The following is a 26337-nucleotide window of genomic DNA, read 5'->3' on the forward strand; positions in this document are numbered from 1 at the left end:
GGCCGGGCGGCGCTAACGCGCCGCGGTCGAACACAAAAGAACCAGGAACTGCGCTTTAACTTCCCTTCATGATACCCCATTACCGGGTTGCACACGACCGCGCATTCATGAAAGTTGAGCCATGGAACACACACCCTTCGCAAGCTGGCCCGATGTTGCACCCCGCCTGATTGCAGTCGCTGCGGGACGCGAAGCTGCGGATCTGATCATTCGTAGCGGGATCTGGGTCAACGTCCACAGCCGGGAATTGCTTCCGGATCATTCGGTAGCGATTGCCGCCGGGCGCATCGCTTTTGTCGGACCGGATCCAGGCCATTGCACGGGACCAGACACGCAGATCATCGAGGCGCGGGGGCGTTATATCCTGCCGGGACTGTGTGATGGGCACATGCATATCGAGTCCGGTATGCTGACCCCTGCAGAATTTGCGCGTGCCGTGATTCCGCATGGCACGACATCCATGTTCACCGACCCGCATGAGATTGCAAACGTGCTGGGGCTTGAGGGCGTGCGGATGATGCATGACGAAGCCCTGATGCAACCCGTGAACATTTTCACGCAGATGCCGTCCTGCGCGCCATCTGCCCCAGGTCTGGAAACAACAGGATACGAAATCACACCAGAGGACGTGACCGAAGCGATGTCGTGGCCTGGGATCATCGGCCTGGGCGAAATGATGAATTTTCCCGGCGTTATTCACGGTGACCCCAAGATGTTGGCGGAAATGGCAGCGACCCAGCGGGCGGGCAAAACCGTCGGGGGACATTACGCATCCCCTGATTTAGGGCCTGATTTCGCGGCCTATGTGGCGGGCGGTCCTGCCGATGACCACGAAGGCACATGTGAGGCCGACGCCATCGCGCGGGTGCGTCAAGGGATGCGGTCCATGATGCGTTTGGGTTCGGCCTGGTACGATATCGAGAGCCAGATTACAGCAGTCACGGAAAAAGGCCTCGATCCCCGCAGTTTCATTCTGTGCACGGATGACTGTCACTCCGGTACGCTGGTGAATGACGGGCATATGAACCGCGTCGTGCGCCATGCCGTGGCCTGCGGGTGCGATCCGTTGATCGCGTTGCAGATGGCCACCATTAACACCGCCACGCATTTCGGGCTGGAGCGTGAGATTGGCTCGGTCACACCGGGACGGCGGGCGGACGTCATCCTCAGTTCGGACCTGGCAGAGCTGCCTATTGAAATGGTCATTGCCCGTGGGCAGGTCGTTGCCGAAAACGGGGTGATTGCCGTGGATTGCCCGCATCTGAATTGGCCGGACAAGGCGCGAAACACTGTGCATCTGGGGCATAAGCTAACCGCGGACAACTTCGAAATCACGGCACCGCCCGGGGCAAATCGGGTGCAGGCCAATGTGATCGGTGTCGTCGAAAACCAGGCACCAACAAAAGCACTAAAAGCAGAACTGCCCATAATTGGCGGGCTGGTTGAGGCCGAGGGCGAGGTCTGCCAGATCGCGCTGGTCGAGCGGCACCGCGCCACCGGTGGTGTGACCAACGCCTTTGTGTCGGGCTTTGGATATCAGGGCCCAATGGCGATGGCGTCGACCGTTGCCCATGACAGCCACCACATGATCGTCGTTGGCACAGACCGAGAACAGATGGCACTTGCAGCGAACCGGTTGGCCGAGGTCGGCGGCGGCATCACCATTTTTCGGGATGGCGAGGAATTGGCCCTGGTCGAATTGCCCATCGCCGGTCTGATGTCCGACAGCCCGGCCTCAGAAGTTGCCGCCAAGGCTGAGGGCATTGTCAGGGCGATGCAGGCCTGCGGTTGTCAGCTCAACAACGCGTATATGCAGCACTCGCTGCTGGCGCTTGTCGTTATCCCGGAACTCCGGATATCGGACATTGGGCTTGTAGACGTGCGCACCTTTGAAAAGATCGAACTTCTGGAACCACTGGCATGACAAAAATAATAACCCCCGACATTCCCGGACCGGAACAGTTCACCGATCCCGCCGCCGCCGTCGCACGCCTTGAGCAACTGTACCGTCAGGCAACGGAATTCCTGTGCGACAGCTTTGCCAAAGCGATGGAAAAGGGGGCGCCGTCCGCACGCCATCGAGCCTATTACCCGGAAATTCGCATCAAGACCTCGTCATACGCACAGGTCGACAGTCGGTTAAGTTTTGGCCACGTATCGGAACCCGGGACCCATGCCACAACGGTGACACAACCGGACCTGTTCCGGTCATACCTGACGCAACAGATCGCATTGCTGATCAAGAACCACGACCAGCCTGTCACCATAGGCGCGTCTGACACGCCGATCCCCGTTCACTTTGCCGTGGCTAACAACCCAGATCTTGTCGTGCCACATCAGGGTGCGGCTGGGTTCACATTGCGCGACGTGTTCGACGTTCCGGATCTGACCACAACAAATGACGATATCGTAAACGGCGTGCATGACCACGAAGACAGTGACGGACCGCTGTCACTGTTCACAGCGCAACGCGTCGATTACTCGCTCGCCCGCCTTGCGCATTACACAGCCACCGACCCGAGCCACTTTCAGAACCACGTTTTGTTCACCAACTACCAGTTCTATGTCTCCGAGTTCGAAGCCTATGCGCGTGAGCAGTTGGCCGACCCGGACAGCGGCTATGTCAGTTTCGTGTCGACCGGAAATGTCGAGATCACCGGGCCAAAGGATACGTTGGAGCAGCCGCTGAAACTGCCGCAAATGCCAACCTATCATCTGAAACGCGCCGATGGGTCCGGTATTACGCTGGTCAATATCGGTGTCGGCCCGTCTAACGCCAAAACAGCCACGGACCATATCGCAGTCCTGCGCCCGCATGCTTGGTTGATGGTTGGCCACTGCGCCGGGCTGCGAAACACGCAGGCGCTGGGGGACTTTGTCTTAGCCCACGCGTATCTGCGCGAAGACAAAGTGCTGGACGACGACCTGCCGGTCTGGGTTCCAATCCCGCCGCTGGCCGAGATCCAGGTTGCGCTGGAACAGGCCGTGGCCGAAGTCACCGAGTTGCAGGGTTATGAGCTCAAGCGCATCATGCGCACCGGCACCGTCGCTTCGGTCGACAACCGAAACTGGGAGTTGCGCGACCAGTCGGGTCCGGTGCAGCGGCTGAGCCAATCGCGGGCCATTGCGCTGGATATGGAGAGCGCGACCATAGCCGCGAATGGCTATCGCTTCCGCGTGCCGTACGGAACGCTGCTCTGCGTGTCGGATAAACCCCTGCATGGCGAATTAAAGCTTCCCGGCATGGCGTCTTCCTTTTATACGACTCAGGTCAGCCGCCATTTGGCGATTGGGATACGAGCGATGGAACACCTGCGCGGCATGCCGCTCGAGCGTTTACACAGCCGGAAATTGCGCTCATTCGACGAAACAGCCTTCCTCTGACGCAAAAAAGCAACGAGTTTCCCATATTTTTAGGGGTTTCCACGCTACTATTCGTTGTATTCGCCCACAATATACCGTTAAAGTCACGCCGTGAGGCCCTATTTATCGGGCACGTTAAGGAGACCAAGAAATGGCAAAGCCTATGACAAAGACTCAGCTGGTGGCTGCTCTCGCTGAGGAAATGGGAACTGACAAGAAATCCGCGAATGCCGCGCTGGAGGCCATGACAGGCCTGATCACCCGCGAAGTTTCCGCCGGTGGTGCCGTGACCCTACCCGGCGTTGGCAAAATTTATTGCCGCGAGCGCCCTGAGCGCATGGTGCGCAACCCTGCGACCGGTGAGCAGTTCAAAAAAGACGCTGACAAAGTGGTCAAGATGACCATTGCCAAGGCTCTTAAGGACAGCGTGAACGGCTGATTTTAGCGTTCACATCACAAGATCAAGGGTCGCGTCCTCGCGGCCCTATTTTTTTGTCATGTGCAATCGATGCGGGCATCCGGCAACGGATCGAGCTCTGTTGGAAATTGGTCGCAGGGTGCACAAAAGACCCGCATTTGTCGGACCCCGATTCCGGAACCTCGCGCAACGTTGACGCATGTCATGCTCTCACGCTGGACAGGCTACGGGCATGGGTTAGCTAAAGTACGGGAATTTGTAACCGGCGCATGGGACATCATGAGATATTTCGCTTCAATTCGGGTTTTGACGGCAGCAGTCTTTGCCATTTCCCCCTTGGCCGTTTTGTCACAACAGCCACAGGGCTGGGGCAGCCAGATCGACGGCCTGGCTGCGTATCAGGGCAGCGCGTCCTTGAGCGGCGGCGGCGATTTCACCTCAAACCGCGCGTTCTTGCGTGCAAGCACCCTGTATAATACCGGCAACGGGACGTCTTTTGGATTGTCCGCCAGTGTCGGGCGTTTGGACTATGACTTCAGCCAAGCGACAAACCAGCCCTGGACCGACATTCGTGACGTGCGTATCTCGGCTCCGATGCAGTTTCAACTGGGTCAATCAGCGCGCATGTTTGTGTCTCCGCAAATCAGATGGGACTATCAAAGCGGCGCTGACGCGTCGGACGGCCGGACCTATGGAGTGTTCGCCGGTATCGCGTGGCAGGTCAGCGAAAATCTGACCATCGGACCGGCGTTCGGGGCTTTCTCTCAACTCGAAGAGAGTGGCGCAGATTTCTTCCCCGATATTCTGGTGGATTGGGACATCAATGATCGCTGGAATCTGAATACCGGTACCGGAATTGGTGCCACCAGAGGCCCCGGTCTAACCTTGAGCTACGCAATGACGGATGCGCTCAGCCTGTCACTGGCAGCCAGGTCCGAGAGAATTCGGTTCCGTCTGGATGATGTCGGGCTCGCACCCAACGGTGTCGGAGAAGACCGCAGCTTTCCCGTTGTCCTGGCGCTTGATTACAGTCCCAATCCAGCGGTGTCACTGAACGTGTTTGCCGGCGCCGAGTTTGACGGCCGGTTGACCCTGGACGATGCAAATGGAAACGAAATCAGCCGACAAAGCTATGAAACTGCTCCAATAGTGGGCCTGGCATTCCGTTTTCGCTTTTGATGTGTCGCGCGTCGGGTGATCGACACATATAGAGTTGATCGAAAAACCGAAGCCTTGAACGGCAAAGAATGCAGGCGCCTTTTGGCGTGGGACGCTTGCAGGCCGCAGGAAAATCGGGAACAGTCCGCGCAACGTTTCAGGGGGTCTCCATGGATCTGCGCGCTATCGCCATGGGGCTGGTGTTTGCCCTGATCTGGTCGTCCGCCTTCACATCTGCGCGGATCATCGTGGCCGACGCGTCGCCGCTGTTTTCCCTGGCGCTCCGATTTCTGATTTCTGGCCTGTTGGGGGTCGCCATCGCGCGGGCAATGGGCCAGAGCTGGCGTTTGACTCGGTCGCAATGGTACGCAACCATCTTGTTCGGGATTTGCCAAAATGCCCTTTATTTGGGTCTGAATTTCTATGCCATGCAGACGGTTGAGGCCTCGGTTGCGGCCATCATCGCCTCGACAATGCCACTGCTGGTTGCGCTGACGGGTTGGTTGCTTTTGGGTGAAAGGCTGCGCCCGCTGGGCATCATTGGATTGCTGACAGGCTTTGCAGGCGTCGCGTTGATCATGAGCAGTCGGATCAACGCGGGTGTCGACATGTTCGGCATCGTGCTCTGTGGCATTGGGGCGCTGGCATTAACCTTCGCCACTCTTGCTGTGCGGGGCGCAACCTCCGGCGGAAACTTTATGATGGTGGTTGGATTGCAGATGCTTGTGGGATCAACCGCGCTGTTTGTCGCTGCGCCCGTCTTTGAAACCATCTACATACACCCGACCGTGCCCCTGCTTTTGGCCTTCACATACACCACGCTTTTCCCCGGTCTACTAGCTACGCTGATCTGGTTCCTTCTGCTCGACCGGATCGGGGCCATTCGGGCGGCCACCTTTCACTTCCTGAACCCGGTGTTCGGGGTGACAATCGCCGCCATACTGTTGGGTGAAAAGCTGGGACCGCTGGACGCCCTGGGTGTGGGTATCACCACGCTGGGCATTCTGGCCGTACAACTGTCCAGGCAACCCGCTCAGGGCAGCAGAGCATCAACCTGACCCAGCAGTTTTGGCGAATCCGGTCTGGTGTTCGATCCAAAGGTCGCCACCACTGCCCCATCCGGCCCAACCAGGATCTTATTGAAGTTCCACCCGGGCACAAACCCGGTCTGAGCCTTGACGGCCTTGTAAAACGGATGCGCGTCTGCGCCCTTGACCGGCGTAATGTCAGTCATCGGCAGGGTAAGGCCATAGTTCATCTCGCAGAATTGCTTGACCTCTTCAGCCGAGCCCAATTCCTGATTGAACGAATCCGACGGAACGGCCAGCACCACAAGCCCGCGCTCCGAATAGGCCTCGTGCACCTTTTGTAGGGCCGCATACTGACCGGTAAAGCCACACTGCGACGCAGTGTTGACCACCAGAACAGGCTGTCCACGCCAGTCTTCGATCGACAATGTGCCACCATCAATGGATGGAAACTCGCCAGTCAGGGGGGCCGCCTGCACCGCGCGCCCGGCGAGGATTAAGGCAACCAAAACAAACAGTCGGAACATTTCTTTGCCTCCCTTTACGGGTAATACGCTGTCAGCGGCTTGGCAGATCACCCCCACGTCTTTGCGAGGCTCCTGAAATAGGGCTTTGATTTCGGTGCCGCTACACCCAAATTATGGCGCAAGCAGAAAAGAACAATAGAAAGTGCCATGACCCGCTATTCCAAAGACCCCGAGGCCATCGCCGCCCTGTCACCCGAAGAGTTCCACGTCACCCAACGCAGCGGTACGGAACGCCCGGGCACCGGCAAGCTTTTGAACAACAAAGAGCCAGGCATTTATGTCGACATCGTCTCGGGCGAACCGCTGTTTGCGTCAACGCACAAATACGAGTCCGGCTGCGGGTGGCCCAGTTTCACCAAGCCCATCATCCACGAACACGTCGAAGAGTTCAGTGATACAACCTTGGGTATGGCCCGCACTGAGGTGCGCTCGAAACACGGTGACAGCCACTTGGGCCATGTGTTCCCGGACGGTCCGCGCGAACATGGCGGGCTGCGCTATTGCATCAACTCTGCCGCCCTACGGTTCATTCATCGCGACGAGATGGAGGCCGAAGGTTACGGCGAATACCTGATCCATGTGGAGGACATCTGATGACCGAACAACGCGCTGTACTGGCCGGAGGCTGTTTCTGGGGCATGCAGGATCTGATCTGCAAATTGCCCGGCGTCCATCGCACCCGCGTCGGCTATACCGGCGGTGACGTGCCCAACGCAACGTATCGCAACCACGGAACCCATGCCGAGGGGATCGAGATCTGGTTTGACCCGTCACAGATCACCTACCGCGATCTGCTGGAGTTTTTCTTCCAGATCCATGATCCGACGACGGTGAACCGGCAGGGCAATGATGTGGGGATGAGCTATCGCTCGGCCATTTATTACGTTGATGACACCCAGAAACAGGTGGCGCTGGACACAATCGCCGATGTGGATGCCAGCGGCTTGTGGCCAGGCAAGGTTGTGACCGAGGTCGAGCCGGTCGGATCCTTCTGGGAAGCTGAGCCCGAGCATCAGGACTATCTGATGCGCATCCCGCACGGCTACACCTGCCATTTCCCGCGCAAGGATTGGGTTTTGCCCAAACGCGCCAGCGCGGCCGAGTAATGCGCCACCCGCCCCAGTCCCTCTGATGTCTGCTCAGAGGGGCTAGCCTACGGCAACCCGGGGCCGACCGCTGGCCTCGACGGTGATCATCGCTTCGACGAACACATCCTTCGCCTCGATCCGCGCTGTTTTGATATCCCGATCCACGACCACGCGAATGTCTTCGGCACCGGCCTGACGCACGGCACCTTCTGCCTCTGTGCGCAGGACTGACTCCAGCAGCGCCAGCGCCTCGTCAGATGCGCCAAAGTCCTGCGGCCCGTCTTCCAGATGCACGCGGTACCGTCCTTCGGCTGGTGAGGTCACGGTTCCGCTGCGCCGCAGGGTCAGGCGCCCGACAACTGCGCCGATTGCGTTGGCGACACCTGCATGTTCGGGCAGGATCATGCGGCACCGCAAACGGTCCCCGACGGCCGGGTAGTAGCTGGGTGCCGAGGCGCCAAGCCCCACAACATCGACGTTCAAAGCCGCATCAAGGGCCAGCAGACCGCGATGCTGTCCCAGACCGCGCTGGGTCAGCACATGTCGGGCCAAATCCTGTGGCGCAAGTCCAAAATCATCGGATTCTTCGGCAAAAGCGGTCTCTAACAAGGTTAGACTGGTCTGTTCTGTCAGTTGATCTACGATCATCTGCGCCAGATGTTCCGGCGAACGCGCCAGCATATCGCCAGACCCAACCCGCTTGCGCGCAATCAACTCCAAGGCCTTGCGCGCCGCGCTCGCGTCCCAGGCCGCAACCATACCCAGCACGTGGCCGGCATCCGACGGCGTCACGCCCGAGACCTGAACGATCCCTCGATCCACCAGCCGGGTCAGCGCGCCATTTTCCATGCGTGTCCGCAATAACGCGCTCAGCGGAAGTACCTGATCCCCCAGCCGGTCCAACAACGCATCTTCGCGCGCGCCGACCCCATCTGCGCGTATCCCGGGAACACGTCGCGCAAAGCGTGTATCATGCTCGCCGACCGTAGTGGCACGCAGTTGTTCGTCTAAAACCGCGTGCACCGCCTCTGGCGCCTCAGCGGCAATTAGCGAAACCGGTAGCACGCGTCGTGGGCCCAGATGCACCCCGCCGCCAAGCCCTTCGGTGACAACATGAACCTGGCTGTCGCCGCCAAGTCCGTGGGTTCGCATCGCAACAGCCTCGACCATGGTTCTAAACCCACCGACCCGCGCGCCGGCAGGATCAATGGCAGGTTTGCCGTCCCGGATCAGCGCGACGTCGGTTGTTGTGCCCCCGATATCCGATACCAGTGCGTTTTCGGCCCCGGTCAGCCAGCGCGCGCCCACGATTGACGCCGCCGGACCGCTGAGGATCGTTTCAATCGGCCGTTCCCGTGCCTGCTCGGCGCTCATCAGCGCGCCGTCTCCACGCACCACCATCATTGGTGCGGTGATCCCCAAAGCCAACAACTGATCCTGAGCACGCCCGATCAGGCGATCAATCATTCCGATCAGCCGGGCATTCAACACCGCTGTGACGGCTCGCTTGGGACCGTTCAGCTTGGCCGACAAATGGTGGGAACATGTGACGGGCGCGCCTGTTCTGTCCGATATGATCCGCGCCACCTCCAACTCATGCGCCGGATTTCGTGTCGCGAATTGCGCGGCGACGGCATACCCGGAAACGCCTTTATGAGAGTCTAAAAAGGCCTCCAAAGCCCCCACGTCCAGCGCGGCCGCTTCACCGCCGGCATGCGTGTGGCCGCCCGAGATGATCAGCGCCGGATCCCCTTTCAACGCTTCTTTCAGCCCATGCTTTTCCAGGTCATTTTCCTTGAACCCAACATAGATCAGCGCGACGCGCCCGCCTTGCCCTTCGACCAGGGCATTCGTGGCCAACGTGGTGGACAAAGATGCCATGGAAATCTGCTGGGGTGTAATCTGAGCGGCATCCAGAACCGCCGAAATCGCCTTGCCCACCCCAATCGCCAGATCGGCGCGCGTGGTCAAGGACTTGGCCGAGGCAATCACCTCTTTCTCATCCCGGATCAGAACCGCGTCAGTGTAGGTGCCGCCCGTATCCACGCCCAAAGCCAAAGCCATCGGGTCCTCCTGATTTTTTACTGATCACGGGTGTAGCGGTTTGGATCGCCGCGTCCAGTCTGTTTGCGGCACTTACGGCAGTCGTTTCACCGCCCAGAGCGCCGCATCCGCCACCGTTGGGTCAGGATCGTCTGTCAACGCCTGCGCGACCGACCGCAGATCCGCCTGACCGGAGTTTCCAATGGCATACAGCACATTGCGGATAAACCGGTCTCTGCCGATCCGTTTGATGGGCGAGCCGGAAAACTTCTTCCGAAACGCGGCATCATCCAATGTGGCAAGCTCCGACAAGGATGGGGCTTTCAGATCGTCACGCGCCGCATAACGGATATCGCTGGCGGCAACCGCAAACTTGTTCCAAGGGCACGCCGCCAGGCAATCATCGCAGCCATAGATCCGGTTGCCCATCTTGGCGCGCAGCTCTTCCGCAACCGGCCCCTTATGTTCAATCGTCAGGTACGAAATGCAGCGCCGGGCATCGAGCTGGTAGGGTGCGGGAAATGCATCTGTTGGGCAACTGTCCAGACACGCGCGGCAGGAGCCGCAGTGGTCAATCTCTGCCGGGTCAGTGGGCAGATCCAAAGTCGTAAAAATAGACCCTATAAAGGCCCAATTCCCCCAATCTCGGCTGACGAGATTGGTGTGCTTGCCTTGCCAACCCAGACCTGCCGCATGGCCCAGTGCCTTTTCCGGCACAGGGGCGGTATCGACAAACACCTTCACTTCCCCGCCCGCTTCGGCAATCAGCCATCGCGCCAGCCGTTTCAGGCGTTTCTTGACCAGATCGTGATAGTCCTTGTTCTGGGCATAGACCGAGATCGCCGCCTTGTTCGGGTGATTGAGAACATCGGTGGGATCATGCTCGGGTGTATAGCTCTCGGCCAGCATGATCACCGACTGCGCCTCTGGCCAAAGTGTCGATGGATCACCGCGCCAATGGCTGCGCTCGGCCATCCAGCCCATCTGGCCGTGGTATCCGGCCTCCAAAAAAGCCTCCAACTGGGCGGGCACCTGCGGAACATCGGTTGGGCGACAGACCCGGCACGACACGAACCCTTCGTTCAGCGCCTGCGCCACCAGTCTGTCCTTCAAAACCGATCCGCTCTTCATCTGGCCAAAAATACCCTCGGGGGTGAATTGGCCCAACGGGCCAAGAGGGGGCAGACAGCCCCCTTTTGCCGACCCTATCAGAAATCCAGATCGGCGTAATGGGCCGGCGGCCGGAACCCGGGCACCTGGTCCGCCAGAATGGACCGGAAGGCGGGGCGGGACTTGATCTTGGCATACCAGTCCTTGACCCCCGGATTGCGGTTCCAGTCGACGTCAGAGATGTAATCCAGCGAAGACAGATGCGCGGCGGCGGCAAAATCGGCCAGTGTCATGTTGTCCCCGGCCAGCCAGCGACGATGATCCAGCAACCACGCCATGTAGTCCAGATGGTACTTTATGGCCTTCGCCCCCTGTTTCACGTTCTTGCTGTCCGGGTACCCCTGGCCGGTCACCTTTTTATTCACGCGCTCGTACAACAGCTTCGAGGTGACCTCATGATGGAACTTGTCGTCGAACCATCCGACGAGGCGGCGCACCTCGAACCGGGCTTCGGGGGTTTTGGGCATCAGAGGCGGTTCAGGCCGGGTTTCTTCGATGTATTCGCAGATGGCCGCGCTTTCCGACATGATCTGCCCGTCCAGACGCAAAACCGGGATCTTGCCGGCGGGGTTTCGGCGCAGAAAGTCCGGGTCCTGCTCCCAGTACTTTTCCTCGACCAGTTCCACTTCGATCTTCTTCTCTGCCAACGACAGTCGAACCTTGCGGCAATAAGGGGATAAGGGAACGTGAAACAGACGCGCCATGAACTTCCAATCGAACCAGTAGTTTCTTTCCAGCTTTAGCCTTGGCGGGGCACGGGTTTCAATCCTCGAAACAATCAGCGCGGCCATCTGCGCGGATGGTGGCCGCTCCTTCAAGGATGGATGCCGCGCGCCTGCGTGTGAAAACGGATGGGTCTGTCACCGATCTTTTGCGCGGTGACGGCAGGATCGCCGCGATCCGCGCGGCCTGAACGGAACTTATCTGCGCGGCGCTGACGTTGAAGTTGCGTTGTGCCGCAGCCTCGACCCCAAACATGCCATTGCCGGTCTCGGCCACGTTCAGATACACCTCGAGAATACGCTGCTTGCTCCAGAAAATCTCAATCACGGGTGTGAGCGATGTTTCCAGTGCCTTGCGCACCCAGCTGCGGCCCTGCCAGAGAAACACATTCTTGACGACCTGTTGCGTGATGGTCGATGCCCCGCGCGAGCCGCCGTCCTCCAGCGCATCGCGAATTGCTTCGACATCGAACCCCCAGTGCAAACAGAAATTCGCGTCTTCAGCCGCAACAACTGATCGGGCCATGACCGGGGAAATCTCTTCGATCGGCACCCAGTCACGTTCGACCTTGCCCAGACGGCGCCATTCCGACCAGATCGTATGGGTGACCGGCGGGTTCACAACCGAATAGAGCAGAACCAGTCCGAAAACGAACGCGACGCAGGCAAGAATCCCGCGCGTCAGCCACAGACGAATGCGCGGGATCGACAGTCTTTTCGCCTTGGTTGCCCTGGTTTTCCTACGGCGCGATTTGCGCGCTGCTTTCTTTGCCATAGTCTTGCTATACGACGCGCAGCGAAGGTTTGGAACGGCCTAAATTGCGATCACCCGCGCGTCACGCGGACGAATGACCGGGCGAACTGTTTTTGAGCTCCGCCAACCGCGTGCACGCAGCTCGGGGAATAATCGCAGAATCTCTCTCTGTGTTTCACGCTCGGGCCGGGATACGGCGTGACCGGGGTAGTAGCTTTCACTCTTCGCACCATTGGCAAAGATGATTTCGTGCTGGTCGAACAGCAGATGAATGTACTCGACGTCACCGCCTTCGACGCGCGTAACGGTGTCTCCGTTAACAAGGCAATGCGCCGCGACCAAAACCTCGGAATGTCCGAAATGATACTGCGCACGCCAATCAGCGATCAACATCCGATGCTGCGGCGATACCAGCAAGGGACGCTCAAGCCCGAAAACCCCGGCTTCGAAACGAATGGGTGCCAGCTTTCCCTCGGCAGGAACGATTGTTTTTCCAATCCACTTCAACGCCTTAGAACCGTTGTCCGCCGTGGTCACCAAATCTCCGGGCTTGAGAGACTCGACCAGTTTCGGACCATCTGGCGTTTCAACCAGTGTACCGGGCGTAAAGCAGGGCGGGCCAAGGTCACCGTTGTCGATATCAACCGATCCGAAGGACGCCCCATTGTCGCTGAAATCTGTCACCGATGAGGACACGAACGTTCCGCTTTGCAGCACTTGCCCATCCGTCGGGGTGAAGACTTCGCGCCCGTCCGCGAGATAAAAGGTGACGCCGGTATAGGTAACCTGGGTCACACCATCGTCCAACAGGATCGTCACCTGATCGTTGAAATAGCTTGCGGTGATGTCTGACCCATCAACCGAGTCATCATTGAGCCTGTTGATCAGATCATCGTCGTTCTGATCGACGATGTTGAACTTCTCGACTGTGAGAGCCGACCCTACAACTGTCCCGTTTGCTCCGGGGTTGGCCGGATCCAGCACAAAGAACTGATCAATATATGTCGTCGGCATTCAACTGCTCCTGCACACTCGTTACCGGTCGAACGCAGTATGACTGCAATTCCTGAACAAACTGTGGCCGAAGCTAGGCGTGACTCGTACAAAAAAGCAAGAATTACGCAGCAATTGGCCAAGAAATAGAAAACCCCGCGTGATTCAAATGACACGCGGGGTTTTGTGTTTTCTGTCGAAACGGGCCTATTCCGCAGGCACCGCCTCTGCCTCATCGCTCAGCGGATGGCCGAGTTTGTTCAGCATCTCTTTGGGACAGACCTGAAGGAAATTGGTCTTTTCAACCTCCCAGTTCTGCAGGATGTCGACAGCCTTGCGACTACCGGTCTCGGCGGCGTGACGTTCGATCAGCGACTTTAACTGCGTTTCCCAATGATCGACAGTGACCGAACAGGTGACCAGGGTCTCCATGTTCATCAGCAGTCCCGCCTTGCCCTCGGGATCATACAGATACGCCATTCCGCCGGTCATGCCGGCCCCAAAGTTGGCGCCGATATCGCCCAGGATAACCGCAATGCCACCTGTCATGTATTCGCACCCGTTTGACCCGCACCCTTCGACCACGACCGTTGCGCCCGAGTTGCGCACGGCAAATCGTTCTCCGGCGCGACCTGCGGCAAACAGGTGCCCATCGGTCGCGCCATACAGCACGGTGTTGCCGATGATAGTGTTATCATCTGCTTTCAACGGGCTGACCTGCGGCGGGCGCACGACAATCGTGCCACCCGACAAACCTTTGCCGACATAGTCGTTGGCGTCGCCCGACACTTCGAGTTTGAGGCCCGGGGCCGCAAATGCCCCCAGCGACTGACCGGCCGAGCCCTGTAGTTTCACGTGCAGATGATCCGATTGAAACGTGTTTCGCATCCCGAAATTCTGCACGATGTGGCTGGACACGCGGGTGCCCACGGTGCGGTGCGTGTTCTGCACTGCATAAGACAGCTGCATCTTTTCACCGTCTTTCAGGAACCGCGCCGCATCGCGCACGATCTCAGCGTCCAGCGTATCCGGCACCGCGTTGCGATCCTTGTCGCGGTTGTAGACGATGTCATGAGCGCCATCGACAGTGATCAGCAGCGGGTTCAAGTCCAGATCGTCCAGATGCGCCGAGCCACGGCTGACCTGATCCAGCAGATCTGCCCGTCCGATGATCTCATCAATCGAGCGCGCGCCGAGGCTGGCCAGCAGCTCGCGCACTTCCTGAGCGTAGAAAGTGATGAGATTCACCACCTTGTCCGCGTTGCCTGTGAATTTGGCGCGCAGGGATTCATCCTGCGTACACACACCTACCGGGCAGGTGTTCGACTGGCACTGACGCACCATGATGCAGCCCATCGCGATCAGGGCGGCGGTGCCGATACCGTATTCCTCGGCCCCCATCATCGCGGCCATGACGATGTCACGACCGGTGCGCAGACCACCATCGGTCCGCAGAGTCACCCGGTCGCGCAGGTTGTTCATTGCCAGAACCTGATGCGCCTCCGTCAGCCCCATCTCCCACGGCAGACCGGCATATTTGATCGAAGTCGCCGGAGAAGCACCAGTGCCACCATTGTGGCCCGAGATTAGGATCACATCCGCCTTCGCCTTAGCCACACCGGCCGCAATCGTGCCAACGCCAGAAGACGCCACCAGCTTGACCGTCACCTTGCAGCGCGGGTTGATCTGTTTCAGGTCATAGATCAGCTGCGCCAGATCCTCGATCGAATAGATATCGTGGTGCGGCGGCGGCGAGATCAGCGTCACGCCCTTGGTTGAATGGCGCAGGCGCGCAATCAGGTCGGTAACCTTCATGCCGGGCAGTTGACCGCCCTCACCGGGTTTCGCGCCTTGGGCCACCTTGATTTCCAACTCTTCACACTGGTTCAGGTATTCGGCGGTAACGCCGAACCGACCCGAGGCCACCTGTTTGATCTTGGCCGACGGATTGTCGCCATTCGGTTCCGGGACGAAATGTGCCGGGTCTTCGCCGCCCTCGCCACTATCCGACTTCGCACCGATCCGGTTCATCGCCACGTTCAGCGTCTTGTGCGCCTCAGGCGACAGCGCGCCCAGCGACATGCCCGGTGTCACGAAACGTTTGCGGATCGATGTGATCGACTCGACCTCTTCAATCGGTACCGGTTTGCCCATGGGCTTGAAATCCATCAGATCGCGCAAATGGATCGGCGGGTTCGACTGCATCTTGGCCGAGTACTGCTTCCACAACTCATATGAGGCTCTATTACAGGCCATTTGCATCATGTGCATTGATGTGGCTTCCCAAGCGTGGGTCTCACCCGTCTGACGCGCTTTGTAAAAGCCGCCGATGGGCAGGACATCCAGACCGCTCTCCCAACCTTTGGCATGGATTTCTTCCGCTTTCGCCTGAATACCGGTGACCCCGATACCTGAAATGCGGCTGGTCATGCCGGGGAAATACTCAGCCACCATCGCGCGGCTGAGGCCAACGGCTTCAAAATTCAGCCCTCCGCGGTATGAGGAAATCACCGAAATCCCCATCTTGGCCATGATCTTCAACAGGCCCTGATCAATGGCCTCGCGGTACCGTGCGACATTTTCCGTCAGCGTGCCATCCAGCAACCCACGGTCAATGCGGTCTGCCAGTGAGTCTTCGGCCAGATAGGCGTTTACGACGGTCGCGCCGCAGCCGATCAGAACTGCAAAATAGTGCGGATCGACACATTCCGCCGAGCGCACGTTCAGTGAGCAGAACGTCCGCAGCCCCTTGCGGGTCAGATGCGAATGCACCGCACTGGTCGCCAAGATCATTGGCATGGCGACGCGATCCGCTGCGGAGTTCATATCCGAGAGGACCAAATGCCCGGCACCCGACCGAACGGCCTCTTCCGCTTCGGCTCTAATACGGGCCAAAGCGGCGCTCAGCGCGCCCCGGCCCGGTTCGAACGAACAATCGATCTCTGCAAGTGGCGCGTTCAGGTGGCCGACCAATTCGTCCCACTGTGCATTCCCGACAAAGGGACTTTCCAGCACGATGATCTCGGTCTGGCTGCTGTCTTCGTCCAACACGTTTTTCAGGTTTCCAAACCGTGTCTTCAGCGACATCACGCGGTATTCGCGCAGGCTGTCGATGGGTGGGTTGGTCACCTGACTGAAATTCTGGCGGAAGAAGTGGCTGAGCGGGCGGTATTGCTTGGACAAAACCGCAGACGGCGTGTCGTCGCCCATCGAGGCCAGCGCCTCTTTGCCGTCCTCGGCCATGGGGGCCAGGATCTGCTCCAGTTCTTCTACCGAATAGCCCGCCGCGATCTGACGCTTGCGCAGTTCTTCGCCCAAGAATTTCGGCGTCTCGGTTACACCGGCCAGCGCTTCGTCCAGATCGTTGATCTTGCTGACCCAGTCGCTGAACGGCAATGCGGCAGCCAGCTTGTCCTTTATCTGCTTATCGCGGAACAGCTTGCCCTTTTTCATGTCCACGGCCAGCATCTGACCGGGGCCAAGAGCCCCTTTTTCGGCAACGGTTGCCTCATCAATCGGCACCATGCCCGCCTCGGATCCGGCAATCACCAGCCCGTCGCCCGTCACGACATATCGCATTGGGCGCAGCCCGTTCCGGTCCAGACCCGCACACACCCAGCGACCGTCAGTCATCGCCAACGCGGCCGGACCGTCCCACGGCTCCATCACCGAATTGCAGTAGGAGTACATATCACGCCAGGTTTGCGGTAGCTCGACCGCCTGTTTGGACCAGCTTTCCGGGACCAGCATGGTCTTGGCCATCGGTGCAGAGCGTCCTGCACGGACCAACACCTCAAAAACAGAGTCTAATGCGGCTGAATCCGACGATCCGCCCGCAATGATCGGCTTGATGTCGTCAGCGTAGTCGCCAAAGGTCGCGGACGCCATGCGGATTTCATGGCTTTTCATCCAGTTGATGTTGCCTTTCAGCGTGTTGATTTCGCCATTATGCGCCAGCATGCGGAACGGCTGCGCCAGCCACCACTGCGGGAAGGTATTGGTTGAATACCGCTGATGGTAGATGGCAAAGGCGCTTTCGAACCGCTCATCCATCAGGTCCGGATAAAACACGGCCACCTGCTCGGCCAGCATCATGCCCTTGTAGATGATGGAACGACAGCTTAGCGACGCCAGATAGAGCCCCGAAATGCCGGCAACAGCCGCTGCCTTTTCGATGCGGCGGCGAATGACATAAAGTTCGCGCTCGAACGTATCCTCATCAACCCCCTTGCAATTCGAGATCAAAATCTGCTCGATCTCCGGCCGGGTTGCGTTGGCCTTGTCGCCCAGGCAGGTGACATCAACCGGCACGTGACGCCAGCCATAAATGTAGTAGCCCATGCGCAGAACTTCGGTCTCGACGATGGTCCGGCACTGTTCCTGTGCACCAAAATCGGTGCGTGGCAGGAACACCTGACCGACAGCGATCAACTCATCCAGATTGGGCTCGTGACCGGTACGACGGATCTGGTCATAGAAAAACCGCACCGGTATCTGCACGTGAATGCCTGCGCCGTCACCGGTTTTACCGTCCGCATCCACCGCGCCGCGATGCCAGATTGCCTTGAGCGCATCGATACCGGCGTCGACCACCTTGCGGCTTTTCTTCCCGTCCACCGAAACCACCAGACCAACGCCGCAGGAAGAATGCTCCTCCTGTTCGGAATACAGCCCGTTTTCCGCCATCCACTTGCGCTTGGTTTCTTCGGCCCGGACCCAGTTGGCGTCATATTGTGTCATTGGCTGTCTCCTTCTTCGGGCAAGGCATACATGGCTTCGACTTCTGCTTTGGTCATTTGCCTGCGATCTCCGGCAAACGCATATCCTGCGGGTTTCTTATCGATGTAGAGTTCCAGGCTCAGCGGATGGCCAGTGTCTTCGAACAGCCCCGCCGCGATCTGCGTCTGCCCGTGCATCTCGCCCGGCAGGGTGATCCGATACCACAAAGCCGAACCGCAGTCCGAGCAGAAAGCGCGTTCGGCCCAATCGGACGAGGTAAACGTCTTTACAGGTCCCAGCGCGGCATACCCAGGCTCGGCCGGGAACGTGACCAGCATCGAACTGGTCCAGCGACGGCACTGGTCGCAATGACAGGCCCCCAGCGCTTCCCTCGCCGGTGTGGCGGTCACCGTGACCGAGCCGCACATGCATTGACCTTGCAATTCGGGCATTGCTGTCCCTCCTGTCGTTGGCTTGTGCGGTTACTCGGCCGCGATGGCCGATTTGGCGTTGAACCGGTCGATGATCGCGTCGGCACAATCGCGCCCGTCGCGAATGGCCCACACGACCAAAGAGGCACCGCGCACGATGTCTCCGATGGCATAAACGCCGTCCATCTCGGTCTCACCGGTCTGGAACGCGGCTTTGACCGTTCCCCACCGTGTCACCGGCAGATCGGGTTGGCCAAACAGCGTGGGCAGGTCTTCGGGTTCAAAGCCCAGCGCCTTGATGACCAGATCCGCGTCTTCGACGTAGTCTGCGCCTTCGATCACTTCGGGGGCTTGGCGGCCCGAGGCGTCGGGCTGCCCCAGCCGCATCTTCTGAACCATCACGCCTGAAACCGAGGTATCTCCGGTAAAGCCTTTTGGAGCGCTTAGCCATTCAAAGACCACGCCTTCCTCTTCGGCATTCTGTGTTTCGCGCTGCGAGCCCGGCATATTGGCGCGGTCCCGGCGATACAGGCATTTGACGGATGTCGCGCCTTGCCGAACTGCCGTTCTCACGCAATCCATCGCCGTGTCGCCGCCGCCGATGACCACAACCTTCTTGCCATCTGCATTCAGGCGCCCGCTGTCGAAATCCTCGACAACATCACCAAAGCTCTTGCGGTTCGAGGCAGTCAGGTAGTCGATGGCCTTTTCGATGCCGGTCAGCCCGCTGCCGGGCATGGTCAGGTCCCGGGATTTGTAAACACCCGTCGCAATGATCACCGCGTCGTGCTGCGACCGGATCTCTTCAAATTTCTCAGCATCCACATCGCAATTGAGAACAAACTCCACACCGCCGTCGCTCAACAGGTCGTTGCGACGCTGCACGATGTCCTTTTCCAGTTTAAAGCCCGGAATGCCGTACATCATCAACCCGCCGGCCCGATCATAGCGGTCATATACGGTCACCTGAATACCGGCCCGCCGCAGCATATCGGCCGCCGCAAGACCGCCGGGTCCCCCCCCGATGATACCGACGCTTTCGCTGCGCTCGGCGCTTGGTGCGACCGGCTTGACCCAGCCTTTGTCCCACGCGGTATCGGTGATGTATTTCTCGATCGTTCCAATGGTGACGGTGCCATGGCCCGACTGCTCGATGACGCAGTTGCCTTCGCACAGGCGGTCCTGCGGACAAATCCGGCCACAGATTTCGGGAAACGTGTTGGTGGCCTGACTGGTTTCGTACGCCTCTTCAAGACGGCCTGTGGCGGTCAGATGCAACCAATCGGGGATATTGTTGTGCAAGGGGCAATGCGACTGACAATATGGAACGCCACACTGGCTGCACCGGCTGGCCTGTTCTTCAGCCTTTGCCGCCGCATATTCCGCGTAGATTTCGTCAAAGTCTTCCTTGCGGTCATCTGCATCGCGCTTTTTCGGCATGACGCGGTCGATTTGCACAAATTTCAGCATTGGTTGCTTGGCCACGGGTTTGACTCCATGAATTGGCGTAGTCGGAGTTCCTTACGGTACGGATGCATAAATGAAAAGTCAATTGTACTGACCTTTTTTAGAATAGATTTCAAACCCCAAGAAATTTGGGGAGTTTTTTCTGTGATTTTAGTTCCGATTCGGACCTATATGTATGCTTTCCTTTTTCAGGCATCACTTATACCCATTGAGCGCGAACAATACGTGACAGCAGGACGATGAGCAGATGAGTCTGTTTCACTTGATTCTCGTGGCAGTAATTCAGGGGATAACCGAGTTTCTGCCGATTTCTTCATCGGGCCATCTGATCCTACTCCCCAACCTGACCGGTATGGACGATCAGGGGCAGACCATCGATGTAGCAGTGCATGTCGGAACGTTGGGCGCCGTCATTCTTTATTTCTGGTCCGATGTGAAACAGGCGATTTCCGGCTTGCCGCGAGCACTGACCGGGCGCACCGACACCGCACAATCCCGGCTGGCACTGGGGCTTATCGTCGCCACGATACCCACCGTAATTGCCGGCCTTGTGCTGCACCTGACCGGGCTCGATGCAGCGATGCGTTCAATTGCGGTTATCGGTTGGACAATGCTTGGTTTCGGACTGCTTCTATACTGGATGGACCAGAAGGGCCCGCAATCCAAAACGGCCGGAGATTGGGGGCCACGCGACGCGATCATCATGGGTTTGTGGCAGGTTCTGGCATTGATCCCCGGCACATCTCGCTCGGGCATAACGATTACCGGCGCCCGGCAGCTTGGATATACGCGAGAGGACGGCACCCGGATCGCCATGCTGATGTCCATCCCGACGATTCTGGCGTCGGGCGTTTTGTTGTCTGTGGATGTCATCCGCGAGGCAAACGACCAACTTGCCAAAGAAGGCGCCATTGCCGCCGCATTCGCCTTTGTGTCGGCCTTGCTGGCATTGAGCCTGATGATGCGCCTTTTGCGCAGCGTCAGCTTCACACCATACGTGGTCTATCGGGTTGTACTTGGGATCGTGTTGTTGGTGATCGCCTACAACTGATCAGTTGCGCAGATTGTCAGCCGATTTCTGGATCTCATTGTACTGACCTGACGGGCGAAACTTCCACAGGTATTCCGGCAGGATGGCCTCAAGCGCCGCAGGTTCGATCGCAAGATCTGCAAAGGATTTGGCACCCTCGGATACCACATTGTCGCGACGCAGGTTCTTCAGTTGATCACGCGTCAGGATATTGTTGGGGAACAACTGGAAACTGGCGAATTTCAGGATGTCCAGGACACCTGCCATGATCCGCGCTACCAAAAACGGCATACCGATGATGATGCGACGGCGCTGAATGACCGACAGCATCTGTTGCATCAGGGCGCGGAAGGTTTTGACCTCGGGCCCGCCTAACTCGTAAACACCTGGTTCTGCCTTGCCCAGCACACCCAACACAGCGGCCTGCGCAACGTCATCGACGTAAACCGGCTGGAATTTTGTATCCGCCCCGACAATTGGCAGCAGGGGTCCCAAACGGGCCATCCCTGCAAACCTGTTGAAAAACTGATCCTCGGTTCCAAAAATGACAGAGGGTCGCAAAATCACGGCTGCGGGCATATGGGCCAGCACGCCCGCCTCGCCTTGCGCCTTGGTGCGGGAGTATTGGCTGTCGGACCCGGCATCTGCGCCAATCGCAGAAATATGCACAATCTGTTCGATACCATGCTCTGCGGCCAACCGTGCAATCCGTTCAGCGCCATCTGCCTGCACTGCGCCAAAGCTGTTTCCACCCAGATCATTCAGAACACCCACACAGTTCACCACCGCATCGGCGCCGCGCATCGCCACATCAACCGAAGCATCGTCCCTTACGTTGCAAAAGACGGGCTCAACCTGACCGACAACGCCATATGGCTTGACGAACATAGCCTCGTTCGGGCGCCGCACAGCCACGCGCACGCGCCAGCCTTCGCTCGCCATGCGTCGCGCAATATAGCGACCGACAAATCCCGATCCGCCGTAAATCGTGACGAGTTTCGACATGAGGTGCTCCCGGTGATTAGATGCCGATACAAGTAGCGCTCAGATACGCGTCGAACAAGACGCTAATTCGCCGCGTGACAGTCAGGTTGGACGGCCGCACAGAAGCAATTCGACACGTTGTCCTGCGCTTCAAAAAAACTTTTGCATTCTTCTCGAATCCAGTTGACGCCCCGCGCCAGTCGGCTTAAACGCCCGTGCACGACACCTGCCCAGGTGGCGGAATTGGTAGACGCGCTAGCTTCAGGTGCTAGTGTCTGTATGGACGTGGAGGTTCGAGTCCTCTCCTGGGCACCATTTCCCATAAAGAAACGGTTTTAAATCAATGGTTTGATGGGGTCAGGTTGATTTTGATCCACCTTTCCAACCACCTTATCCAGTTTTCTCGCACGGCGATCACTGGATAGTCGATTACAATGATATTTAATACTAGTGTCGCAGGTTCGAACCATACTGCCCTTGACAATAAGGTCTTTGGAACCACGACCTACTTGAATGACCCGATTGGCTTAACTGACTTGAGGCCGACGCATCAGCAGGTTTAGAAACATTAACCCTTTGAAACTAAATAGCTGCTTCCGCTATACCGTTGGATTCGTTGACGGAATCTGCGCAGCATGCTATCAATCTCGTGTGGGTCGCCGGGTCGCTCGGGTCGTTTCCAATAGGTGAAAGGGCGTCTGCTGGACGGTTGGCAAACGTGACGCCAGCCTATCGCGCCAACGGATTAGACGAGTCCGGGGCCCACCACTGCCTAGGATAGCCATAGAATCTAAATATCTCCTGCTGTTCAGGCAACAGCTTTGCGCCACTCAGAGAAGGCATTAGCTTAACACCGTAACCCGCAGCGTTCTGGCTTGGTAAGTCTCGGAATTTGGCTATCCGTGGTTTTAACGCTTTAGCAAACCGCGAGTCACAAGAGCCTGTATTAAACTTGTCTGCGGCTTTGAAGAAGGCACTGGCGACTATATCGGCAAGCTGCAAGCCTGCTCTTTCATAGTGGGGATAGACCTTTAGAAGTTCGTAGGAAATTGTCTCCCACTCGATTGCCCCAAACCTTAGAAACGTATTGTTACCTTGGTAACTAATCCAGCGGAAATAAGCGTTCATTTGGGGATACGAGAGACCTCCCCGATTGCTGAATTCAACCTTCATCTTTTGGGGTCTTCCATACTCCTTAGTCGAGTGCCAGCAGACAAAATCAGTGATTCTTTCCAACATTAGTCGTGTCATCCAGTTGTAGAACCAGCATTGCGAAGGGACTTCGGCGGCTAGGGGGTTTTTGTATCCTTTCATGTTTTTCTTGTTTGAACACACCACAAAATACCGGGCACTTAGTGAAGCCATCTGCTCACAGACATAAAGCCTTTTGTTCTCGTTAAGGTTTTTGAAGTGTAGTCCGCGCCCATTATAACGCCACAAGCCCGAGATAATGTCGTCCACCCACTGGGCCACTTCATCTTCACGCGAAGCCTTTACGACAACCCCAGATACTACAAGCCATTCACTACTACCCGCTTCATCCATCGGACGGATTACTTTTAGGCCATCATCGCCAGCTTCATCGATGTAGGCTATGTACTTGTAATCTTGACCTTTGCTCATGAGCATACGATGACGACTGACGCTGAAACGAGTCAAGCCGAAGGGGCACAGCATAGCCGTAAGCCTGAACCGCCCTTACTCTGCACATTCCTGCCTAAGGATCAGGTTTGATCAGTTGTCACTAAGAATCGCTTAGGACTCATATCTGAAACCAATTCCAATAAAGTACTCAGTTATTCGGGTGAATTGTTCTGAGAACTGAGTCAATTTCAATCCTCGCTGCCATAGTTGATTGCAATTCCTCGCGTATCTATTCAACCCAAGCGGGTGAAGCTACAGTCTCTTCGTGGCGCAGATTTAGAGACACGGAATTTCCCCCTTAGCCACCACCAACGGCGGCTCTTTCGGAAACGACCGGATGTCGAACCACTCAAAGCAGGTCCCATCGGCGTTGCGTTTGTCACCCATATGCAGGAATGAACCCGCTGTCTTGTGTCGTATCAGCGCCGCTCTGAACGCCCGAAGGTCAATCAACAACCAGTTCAGGATCGTCCGCCCATCTGGCCCCGCATGGCCATAGAACATCCAGTCTCCGTGGCCGTTCACTATATTGGACAGCTATGTTTCTGCACCTGTAGGCAGCTTGGCACGGATGGTGAAATGGTGGGGAGGCGACTTGCAGGACGTGATGGAGACGCTCGACGATTGGCAAGCTCCTATCCATTGGATGGGCAATTGATCCCCCGGGAAAATACCTTTTCAGTTTCCCAGCAGTGTGAAACGCGCGTTGTGCATCGGCCTGTTTGGGCGACGCTGATGCGTGAGACCCGCGATCGCGACCAGTTAGTTTAGCGTTCCGCGATCTCTCTATCACCTAAGTCATCTTCGATAGTGCGGACGCGTCGGGTTGTTTCGTCGTGTGGATCAAACCCTTCATTGACCACGGCCTCAACACGGCAGTCTTCGCAAAGCTCCAGGATTTTCAAACGCCTTTCGCCTTCGCTGCCCGTGAACATCCAGTGATCCGACAGCCGCTTCTGAATGCGTTCAATACCTGTGGGTGTGGCGAATGGTTTGCCGCAGCCGGTGCAGCAGAAAGGCTCTTCCTCCTTGAGAATGCGACGCGGAGTGTTCCAGGCTTTGAAATCGATCTGCGGCTCGAGCGTGATCGCGTTTTCGGGGCAGGTCTCTTCGCACAGGCCACATTGCACGCAGGCCGTCTCGGTAAAGCGCAGCATGGGCGTCTCGGGGTTGTCGATGAGCGCGTTGGCAGGGCATGCGCCGGTACAGGCCATACACAACGTGCAGGCATCTGTATCCAAACGAACCGCACCGAACGGTACACCCTCTTTCAGCGGTATGGTTTCAGCGGTTCGCGGAGCACTGCGGTTCATTTCACCAAAGGCCATCACCAACAGGCCACGTTTGTCCTCGGGTGGAAGGAAACCGGCGGGATTTTCATGACGCGGCGCCCGTGGAAAGGCGGCCAGCGCCTCCTCCATGGCGTCAGGATCATCCGTTTCGATCAACGATGCCGGGCCGTGCCCGATCGTTGCGGATACGTCATTCACCAGGGCGAGGCTGGCGTGAAGTCCGCTGAGATCGTGCAGCGGTCGCGCTCTGCCTAAAAGCGTTACCGCTCCGGCGCCATAGGCCATCGCTGCCGCCATCACCTCGGGGCCGACCTGCGAGATTTCATTGACGGCAAAGGGGATGACATGGGCCGGAATACCTTTACCGAAGCGCGCCGAGGCATCGATCAACGGCTCGCCATGATCGGTGTCGTAAAACAGAACCATCGGTGCCCAAAGCCCCCCGGCGTTGTGCCAGGCGCGCAGGCCTGCCCTGAGTTGATGCGCCAGGGTTGCGACATTCGGCAGCGCATATGAAGCGGCACCGGTCGGGCAGGCCGCGGCACACTGGCCGCACCCAGCGCAGATGTTCGGGTCGATGCGGACACTGTCACCATCGGGCAGGATGGCGCCTGTCGGACACAGGTTCAGACACCGGGTGCAGCCGGTGATTTCATTACGGGAATGTGCGCAGATATCAGCGTTGAAATCGATAAAGACCGGTTTGTCGAAAGTGCCGACCATCTGTGCCGCTTTTTGCACCAGACGGGCGACGGCTGTCGGGTTCCCAGGATCAGCGCGGAAGTAACCGGGTCGCAGGTCCGCCGCCGGAAACAGCGGGGTATTGCCGGTCAGGTCGATCACCAGATCGGCCTTGGAAACCGCGCCGTTACGCGAGCTTTCAAACTGAAGGAATTGGCGCGAGGACGGCAACGGCGCAGCATAACTGTCGATGGTGAGCTTGAAGGCACCAAGATGCCCCTCCGCCTGTGCGACCTTGCCTTGAAGAACCGGAAAAACCGTTTGACGCTGAGGTGTTACTTCGGCTCCGGGCATAAGGAGAACGGTTATGTCGAGCGTGTCCGCAAGGTCTTGCGCAGCGTTCACGGCCACGTCGTTCTGGCCAAGCACAAGCGCCACGCCATTGCTTTCCATAGCGGTGTAAGAGAAGGCCGAAGGTGCAACTTCTGCCGCTGCAATAAGCGCTGCCATTTTCGGCCCGCTCTCAGCTGCGTCTGCTGTCCAGCCGGCTGTCTCGCGGATGTTTGCAAAGCTCAGGTCGACATTGGGCGCCTCGGTCTCGGCTATCTCGCGAAACAGGGGCGCCTCCTGAGTACAGGTGACCGTGACAGGATCGCCAATGGCCAGCGCGGCCTGGAACCGATCAAGATTGGCGCGGCAGAGCTGGTGGGCCGCAGGGTCGCCCCCACATCCGGCATTGTTCAGGGCCGTTTCGTCGAGGCGCATGGTCCCCTCGCATGTACAGGTCAGAACAGTCCGTTTGCGGTCAGGGTTCACCATCTAGCT

At 58.1% G+C, this 26337-nt stretch carries 21 protein-coding genes and 1 tRNA gene; 9 read left to right on the forward strand and 13 right to left on the reverse strand.

What is annotated here, in order from left to right; genetic code table 11:
• Positions 1–121 precede the first annotated feature (121 nt).
• The 5 genes from ade to ACR3ES_RS02420 all read left to right on the forward strand — a co-directional run bounded on the left by ade (position 122) and on the right by ACR3ES_RS02420 (position 5997).
• Positions 122–1924 carry an adenine deaminase gene (ade, locus tag ACR3ES_RS02400; RefSeq protein ID WP_170431673.1) on the forward strand — a complete coding sequence of 601 codons (1803 nt, stop codon included), beginning with the start codon at positions 122–124 and terminating at the stop codon, positions 1922–1924.
• Positions 1921–3384, forward strand: a complete 1464-nt coding sequence (locus ACR3ES_RS02405) for an AMP nucleosidase (protein WP_170431671.1) — start codon at positions 1921–1923, stop codon at positions 3382–3384. The genes ade and ACR3ES_RS02405 overlap by 4 nt, the downstream gene beginning before the upstream one ends.
• A 130-nt stretch (positions 3385–3514) precedes the next feature.
• A complete protein-coding gene (locus ACR3ES_RS02410) occupies positions 3515–3802 on the forward strand; it encodes an HU family DNA-binding protein (RefSeq protein ID WP_170431670.1) in 288 nt (95 codons plus the stop codon).
• A gap of 258 nt (positions 3803–4060) precedes the next feature.
• On the forward strand, positions 4061–4960 hold the full coding sequence (locus ACR3ES_RS02415) for a hypothetical protein (protein WP_480424741.1): 900 nt from the start codon (positions 4061–4063) through the stop codon (positions 4958–4960).
• A 149-nt stretch (positions 4961–5109) separates the two neighbouring features.
• The gene (locus tag ACR3ES_RS02420; RefSeq protein WP_170431666.1) at positions 5110–5997 is read left to right on the forward strand and encodes a DMT family transporter; all 888 of its coding nucleotides are present in this window, start codon (positions 5110–5112) and stop codon (positions 5995–5997) included.
• On the opposite strand, the gene ACR3ES_RS02425 is transcribed toward ACR3ES_RS02420, so the two are convergent.
• The gene (locus ACR3ES_RS02425) at positions 5973–6494 is read right to left on the reverse strand and encodes a glutathione peroxidase (protein WP_170431664.1); all 522 of its coding nucleotides are present in this window, start codon (positions 6492–6494) and stop codon (positions 5973–5975) included. The genes ACR3ES_RS02420 and ACR3ES_RS02425 overlap by 25 nt on opposite strands.
• A gap of 147 nt (positions 6495–6641) precedes the next feature.
• On the opposite strand from ACR3ES_RS02425, the gene msrB reads away from it, so the two are divergent.
• On the forward strand, positions 6642–7088 hold the full coding sequence (gene msrB / locus ACR3ES_RS02430) for a peptide-methionine (R)-S-oxide reductase MsrB (protein WP_170431662.1): 447 nt from the start codon (positions 6642–6644) through the stop codon (positions 7086–7088).
• The gene (gene msrA / locus ACR3ES_RS02435; protein ID WP_170431660.1) at positions 7088–7600 is read left to right on the forward strand and encodes a peptide-methionine (S)-S-oxide reductase MsrA; all 513 of its coding nucleotides are present in this window, start codon (positions 7088–7090) and stop codon (positions 7598–7600) included. Before msrB ends, msrA begins: the two co-directional genes overlap by 1 nt.
• 42 nt (positions 7601–7642) lie before the next feature.
• On the opposite strand, the gene ACR3ES_RS02440 is transcribed toward msrA, so the two are convergent.
• The 8 genes from ACR3ES_RS02440 to ACR3ES_RS02475 form a co-directional block, all read right to left on the reverse strand.
• A complete protein-coding gene (locus tag ACR3ES_RS02440; protein ID WP_480424742.1) occupies positions 7643–9646 on the reverse strand; it encodes a hydantoinase/oxoprolinase N-terminal domain-containing protein in 2004 nt (667 codons plus the stop codon).
• A gap of 72 nt (positions 9647–9718) precedes the next feature.
• The gene (queG, locus tag ACR3ES_RS02445) at positions 9719–10756 is read right to left on the reverse strand and encodes a tRNA epoxyqueuosine(34) reductase QueG (RefSeq protein WP_170431657.1); all 1038 of its coding nucleotides are present in this window, start codon (positions 10754–10756) and stop codon (positions 9719–9721) included.
• A 77-nt stretch (positions 10757–10833) separates the two neighbouring features.
• Positions 10834–11499: an FtsZ-binding protein FzlA gene (gene fzlA / locus ACR3ES_RS02450; protein WP_170431738.1), complete on the reverse strand. Its 666-nt coding sequence runs from the start codon at positions 11497–11499 to the stop codon at positions 10834–10836.
• A gap of 58 nt (positions 11500–11557) precedes the next feature.
• Positions 11558–12292, reverse strand: coding sequence for a monofunctional biosynthetic peptidoglycan transglycosylase (gene mtgA, locus ACR3ES_RS02455; RefSeq protein ID WP_170431655.1), 735 nt, complete (start codon positions 12290–12292; stop codon positions 11558–11560).
• Positions 12293–12331: 39 nt separating this feature from the next.
• On the reverse strand, positions 12332–13285 hold the full coding sequence (locus ACR3ES_RS02460; RefSeq protein WP_170431653.1) for a Hint domain-containing protein: 954 nt from the start codon (positions 13283–13285) through the stop codon (positions 12332–12334).
• Between the two features lie 186 nt (positions 13286–13471).
• The gene (gltB, locus tag ACR3ES_RS02465; protein WP_480424743.1) at positions 13472–18004 is read right to left on the reverse strand and encodes a glutamate synthase large subunit; all 4533 of its coding nucleotides are present in this window, start codon (positions 18002–18004) and stop codon (positions 13472–13474) included.
• Entirely contained in the window at positions 18001–18435 is a 435-nt protein-coding gene (locus ACR3ES_RS02470; protein WP_170431650.1) for a GFA family protein, read from the reverse strand. Before ACR3ES_RS02470 ends, gltB begins: the two co-directional genes overlap by 4 nt.
• A 30-nt stretch (positions 18436–18465) precedes the next feature.
• The gene (locus ACR3ES_RS02475) at positions 18466–19899 is read right to left on the reverse strand and encodes an NAD(P)-dependent oxidoreductase (protein WP_170431648.1); all 1434 of its coding nucleotides are present in this window, start codon (positions 19897–19899) and stop codon (positions 18466–18468) included.
• Positions 19900–20128: 229 nt separating this feature from the next.
• Here ACR3ES_RS02475 and ACR3ES_RS02480 point away from each other — a divergent pair, with 229 nt between their 5' ends.
• Complete coding sequence (locus ACR3ES_RS02480) at positions 20129–20932, forward strand: undecaprenyl-diphosphate phosphatase (protein ID WP_170431646.1); 804 nt, start codon at positions 20129–20131, stop codon at positions 20930–20932.
• On the opposite strand, the gene ACR3ES_RS02485 is transcribed toward ACR3ES_RS02480, so the two are convergent.
• Positions 20933–21916 (reverse strand): complex I NDUFA9 subunit family protein, encoded by a 984-nt coding sequence (locus ACR3ES_RS02485; RefSeq protein WP_170431644.1) that lies wholly within the window; start codon positions 21914–21916, stop codon positions 20933–20935.
• A 207-nt stretch (positions 21917–22123) separates the two neighbouring features.
• Here ACR3ES_RS02485 and ACR3ES_RS02490 point away from each other — a divergent pair.
• Positions 22124–22210: transfer RNA gene (locus ACR3ES_RS02490), tRNA-Leu, on the forward strand.
• Positions 22211–22624: 414 nt separating this feature from the next.
• On the opposite strand, the gene ACR3ES_RS02495 is transcribed toward ACR3ES_RS02490, so the two are convergent.
• The 3 genes from ACR3ES_RS02495 to ACR3ES_RS02505 form a co-directional block, all read right to left on the reverse strand.
• Positions 22625–23518 carry a DUF3800 domain-containing protein gene (locus tag ACR3ES_RS02495; RefSeq protein ID WP_170431642.1) on the reverse strand — a complete coding sequence of 298 codons (894 nt, stop codon included), beginning with the start codon at positions 23516–23518 and terminating at the stop codon, positions 22625–22627.
• 297 nt (positions 23519–23815) lie between these two features.
• Positions 23816–24043, reverse strand: coding sequence for a hypothetical protein (locus ACR3ES_RS02500; RefSeq protein WP_170431640.1), 228 nt, complete (start codon positions 24041–24043; stop codon positions 23816–23818).
• Positions 24044–24306: 263 nt separating this feature from the next.
• Positions 24307–26331, reverse strand: a complete 2025-nt coding sequence (locus ACR3ES_RS02505; protein WP_480458658.1) for a 4Fe-4S dicluster domain-containing protein — start codon at positions 26329–26331, stop codon at positions 24307–24309.
• Positions 26332–26337 lie beyond the last annotated feature (6 nt).

Source organism: Ruegeria sp. B1 (assembly GCF_056535885.1).

Excerpts from the sequence above, each read along its gene's own strand:
- msrB (WP_170431662.1), top strand. The coding sequence starts at position 6,642 with ATGACCCGCTATTCCAAAGACCCCGAGGCCATCGCCGCCCTGTCACCC.
- ACR3ES_RS02485 (WP_170431644.1), bottom strand. The coding sequence starts at position 21,916 with ATGTCGAAACTCGTCACGATTTACGGCGGATCGGGATTTGTCGGTCGC.
- ACR3ES_RS02415 (WP_480424741.1), top strand. The coding sequence starts at position 4,061 with ATGAGATATTTCGCTTCAATTCGGGTTTTGACGGCAGCAGTCTTTGCC.
- ade (WP_170431673.1), top strand. The coding sequence starts at position 122 with ATGGAACACACACCCTTCGCAAGCTGGCCCGATGTTGCACCCCGCCTG.
- queG (WP_170431657.1), bottom strand. The coding sequence starts at position 10,756 with ATGAAGAGCGGATCGGTTTTGAAGGACAGACTGGTGGCGCAGGCGCTG.
- ACR3ES_RS02420 (WP_170431666.1), top strand. The coding sequence starts at position 5,110 with ATGGATCTGCGCGCTATCGCCATGGGGCTGGTGTTTGCCCTGATCTGG.
- fzlA (WP_170431738.1), bottom strand. The coding sequence starts at position 11,499 with ATGGCGCGTCTGTTTCACGTTCCCTTATCCCCTTATTGCCGCAAGGTT.
- ACR3ES_RS02500 (WP_170431640.1), bottom strand. The coding sequence starts at position 24,043 with ATGTTCTATGGCCATGCGGGGCCAGATGGGCGGACGATCCTGAACTGG.
- ACR3ES_RS02460 (WP_170431653.1), bottom strand. The coding sequence starts at position 13,285 with ATGCCGACGACATATATTGATCAGTTCTTTGTGCTGGATCCGGCCAAC.
- ACR3ES_RS02470 (WP_170431650.1), bottom strand. The coding sequence starts at position 18,435 with ATGCCCGAATTGCAAGGTCAATGCATGTGCGGCTCGGTCACGGTGACC.
- ACR3ES_RS02480 (WP_170431646.1), top strand. The coding sequence starts at position 20,129 with ATGAGTCTGTTTCACTTGATTCTCGTGGCAGTAATTCAGGGGATAACC.
- ACR3ES_RS02425 (WP_170431664.1), bottom strand. The coding sequence starts at position 6,494 with ATGTTCCGACTGTTTGTTTTGGTTGCCTTAATCCTCGCCGGGCGCGCG.
- ACR3ES_RS02495 (WP_170431642.1), bottom strand. The coding sequence starts at position 23,518 with ATGAGCAAAGGTCAAGATTACAAGTACATAGCCTACATCGATGAAGCT.
- ACR3ES_RS02440 (WP_480424742.1), bottom strand. The coding sequence starts at position 9,646 with ATGGCTTTGGCTTTGGGCGTGGATACGGGCGGCACCTACACTGACGCG.
- gltB (WP_480424743.1), bottom strand. The coding sequence starts at position 18,004 with ATGACACAATATGACGCCAACTGGGTCCGGGCCGAAGAAACCAAGCGC.
- msrA (WP_170431660.1), top strand. The coding sequence starts at position 7,088 with ATGACCGAACAACGCGCTGTACTGGCCGGAGGCTGTTTCTGGGGCATG.
- ACR3ES_RS02505 (WP_480458658.1), bottom strand. The coding sequence starts at position 26,331 with ATGGTGAACCCTGACCGCAAACGGACTGTTCTGACCTGTACATGCGAG.
- mtgA (WP_170431655.1), bottom strand. The coding sequence starts at position 12,292 with ATGGCAAAGAAAGCAGCGCGCAAATCGCGCCGTAGGAAAACCAGGGCA.
- ACR3ES_RS02405 (WP_170431671.1), top strand. The coding sequence starts at position 1,921 with ATGACAAAAATAATAACCCCCGACATTCCCGGACCGGAACAGTTCACC.
- ACR3ES_RS02410 (WP_170431670.1), top strand. The coding sequence starts at position 3,515 with ATGGCAAAGCCTATGACAAAGACTCAGCTGGTGGCTGCTCTCGCTGAG.